This is a genomic window from Bacillus sp. GMs2/2, from assembly GCF_050172095.1.
Taxonomy (GTDB): domain Bacteria; phylum Bacillota; class Bacilli; order Bacillales; family Bacillaceae_G; genus Bacillus_A; species Bacillus_A cereus.
In genome coordinates, this window is the sequence record NZ_JBNLYE010000412.1 from 1 (window position 1) to 3,142 (window position 3,142).

Here is a 3,142-nt window from a genome sequence, read left to right on the forward strand (position 1 = left end):
TAACTAAATTAACCTCTTCGTTAACTTTAATTACGAATAAATGGCCCTCTTCACCTTCAATTGGATCAACTACATCTTCATTAAAAGATTCAGCATGTTGTCTACCATATCTATTAAACTAGCGGTGTTTATTTTCCCTGATTCCTTTCCATACCTAAGGTACCCAAAAGTCCACTGGATTCCCGAGGCTACTATCCACATTTGTGTCTCTGAAAAGGCTTTTTGTGCCATTAGACGTAACTGTAGGTTCCTGAACAAGCAAAATCATGAAAATACACAAAAAGTTAGATTATCATCCATTACATTACTGTTTTGCTTCGTTCGAATAGAAAAACTCGGAAGAACGCCACTTGTTCGATATCTCCTCAATGTGATAAGGTGTCGTTCTGCAACATCCACCTATTAAACGTGCACCTGCTTGGTACCATTCTTCAGATAGAATATCCAACGCGTTACATTTTTCATGACCATGCCATGTTTTTGTTTCCGGATTATAAGTTTCACCAGAGTTTGGATAAACAATAATCGGTTTTTTGGTGTTTGCCCTCAACTCTTGAATTGCACCAGTCACAACGGTTACTGGCGCACAATTGATGCCTATCGCTACAATTTGTTCACTTTTCTCAAAAACTCGTGCACACTCCACGAGTTTCATACCTTCACTAATCTCTTTCTCATTTTTTAGCGAAAAGGAAAGCCACGCATATGTTTCTGGAAACTCACGCAATAATGTATCTAATACTCTTGCTTCTTGCAGGGAAGGGATTGTTTCAAATGCCAATAGATCTGCACCTGCTTCGATTAACGCAGACATTCTCGAACGGTGAAAGTCTGCTAATGTTTTATCTGTCACACCATAGTTACCTACATACTCTGAACCATCTGCAAGGTAAGCCCCGTACGGCCCAACTGATGCAACAACCAATGGTTTAGGCCTATTCGTTTGAATATTTTCCTTCCAAAAATCATCTCTTGCCCTTCTTGCAAGTAACACCGTTTTCTTAATTAATTCTAAAGCTTCCTGTTCTTGTATTCCACGCGCGGAAAAACCACTAATAGTAGCTTGATAGCTTGCTGTTATGGCACAGTCCGCTCCAGAACGAAAATAGTCCGAATGAACCTGATAAATTAGTTCCGGATTTTCTAATAACACACGTGCCGACCAAAGGGGATCGTCCAAATTACATCCATGCCCCTCCAATTCAGTAGCTAATGCTCCGTCAAGAAGCATAATGGAATGTTGGGATAAAATAGCATCAATTGGGTTGATTTTGTTCGACATAATCTACACTCCTCTTTTTTAGATTTTTTGTTAGATAATAACTTCCATAGCAAAACAAAATAAACGGTATGCCGCAATATAAGGCAATTCTCTGTGTTGGATCGAATGCAATTCCAATACACGATGCCAGACAAAGGCTAAAAGAAGCAATTGGTACTAATGGATATAGTGGTGTGCGATAAATCAAGTCCTTTTCAGAATTTCCTTCTTTCAAAAATTGTCTGCGAAATAGGAACTGGGAAGCACTAATACTCATCCAAACTATAACTACTGCTAGACCGGAAATGGAAACAAGTACAATATAGACAGTATCTGGTGCCACAATACTTGATAGCAAAGCCAAAGCTCCACCCACCATGCTGAAAATGACGGCGTTGATTGGAACACCTTGCTTCGTCATTTTCCCAAAAATCGGGGATATCGTATTCTTATTAGCAAGCGACCAAAGCATTCTAGAAGAGGCATAAAGGCCTGAGTTTGCCGCAGATAAAATGGCTGTTAAGATAACGAAATTCATTATGTCAGCTGAATATGGCACCCCAATTCGTTCTAGAACTGCAACAAAAGGGCTCTCTAATACCCCTGCATCGGAAATAGGCAATAACGCAGATAAAACAACAATCGTTCCTACAAAAAAGATGATCAATCTCCACAGAGTAGTTCGAATGGCCATCGGTATCATTTTTTCTGGGTTCGCTGTTTCTCCAGCTGCAATGCCTATTAATTCTGTTCCCGAAAAAGAAAAATTAACCGCAAGCATGGTCATCATAATGGCCGTAGCACCATGAGGAAATAAACCTCCACTTGTAAAATTAGAAAAGAATGGTGCTGCTTTTGAATGAGTCATCGGAAGAAACCCTAGCATTGCCGCTACTCCTAAAACAATAAAAAACACAATAGCTATAACCTTTATCGATGAAAACCAAAATTCGGATTCGGCGAAAAATTTAACAGTCAGGACATTTAATACAAAGATCAAAATGGCAAAAAGAGCACTCCATACCCAAACATTAACCGATGGAAACCATCGCTTCATAAGTAATCCTGCAGCTGTAAATTCAGAACCTAAAGCAACAGTCCAAGTTAACCAATACAACCAGGCTACTGTATACCCTGTACCCGGTCCAATGTATTTAACTGCATAACTATGAAATGCGCCCGTTTCAGGCATAAGTACGGAAAGCTCGCCTAAACATAGCATAACTAGATAAACCACTAGCGCACCAATCAGATAGGATAGAATTGTTCCAAACGGGCCAGCTTGTTGAATAGTGTAACCCGAGCTTAAGAATAAGCCAGTTCCAATCACCCCACCAAGTGATAGCATGACTAAATGACGTGCTTGCATTTTCCTTTGAAATTCTTGCCCATTTTTGTTCTCCATTTCTACTCTCCTTTAGTTACTATCCAGAAAAAACAAAAGCGCACTCTAAAAAAGAGGGCGCTACTGACAAATAAAAACGGAAGCTCTCATCTATCAGGATTATCACCCGCTGGAATTAGCACAGTGTCTACTTAAGCAGACCTGTTGCTGAGGTTTCATAAGGCCAGTCCCTCCACCTCTCTGGATAAGAAATATTTTTTTATAACCTTATCAATCCATTCAATAACTGTCAAGATAATTCTGTTTTTTAAAAAAATTATCTATTATAGAAATACAAAAAATAGAGTATTACTATAACTGCAACCCACTCCTTCTTAGGTATTATTTAAAAATCGAACATACAAAACCTCATTTATTTATGATACGGTTCACAAGCACTTCCTCAAAACTTGATGCACTTCACACAAATTAACCAGATCCGTAAAATCCGGAACTGGTTAATTTGTGTTTGTATAATATTTTCTATAATCTTTATA

General features: G+C 38.7%; 2 protein-coding genes and 1 riboswitch. Both genes read right to left on the reverse strand.

Going from position 1 to position 3,142, the window contains the following annotated elements; all coding sequences use genetic code 11:
* Positions 1–304: 304 nt before the first annotated feature.
* The gene (mmuM, locus tag ACQGS6_RS25260; protein WP_000066231.1) at positions 305–1,282 is read right to left on the reverse strand and encodes a homocysteine S-methyltransferase; all 978 of its coding nucleotides are present in this window, start codon (positions 1,280–1,282) and stop codon (positions 305–307) included.
* Positions 1,257–2,666 carry an S-methylmethionine permease gene (mmuP, locus tag ACQGS6_RS25265; protein ID WP_426965786.1) on the reverse strand — a complete coding sequence of 470 codons (1,410 nt, stop codon included), beginning with the start codon at positions 2,664–2,666 and terminating at the stop codon, positions 1,257–1,259. Before mmuP ends, mmuM begins: the two co-directional genes overlap by 26 nt.
* Before the next feature lie 83 nt (positions 2,667–2,749).
* Positions 2,750–2,857: riboswitch (SAM riboswitch) on the reverse strand.
* Positions 2,858–3,142: the final 285 nt, after the last annotated feature.

Bases quoted from the DNA above. Each gene is read 5' to 3' on its own strand.
- mmuM (WP_000066231.1), bottom strand. From the start codon at position 1,282: ATGTCGAACAAAATCAACCCAATTGATGCTATTTTATCCCAACATTCC.
- mmuP (WP_426965786.1), bottom strand. From the start codon at position 2,666: ATGGAGAACAAAAATGGGCAAGAATTTCAAAGGAAAATGCAAGCACGT.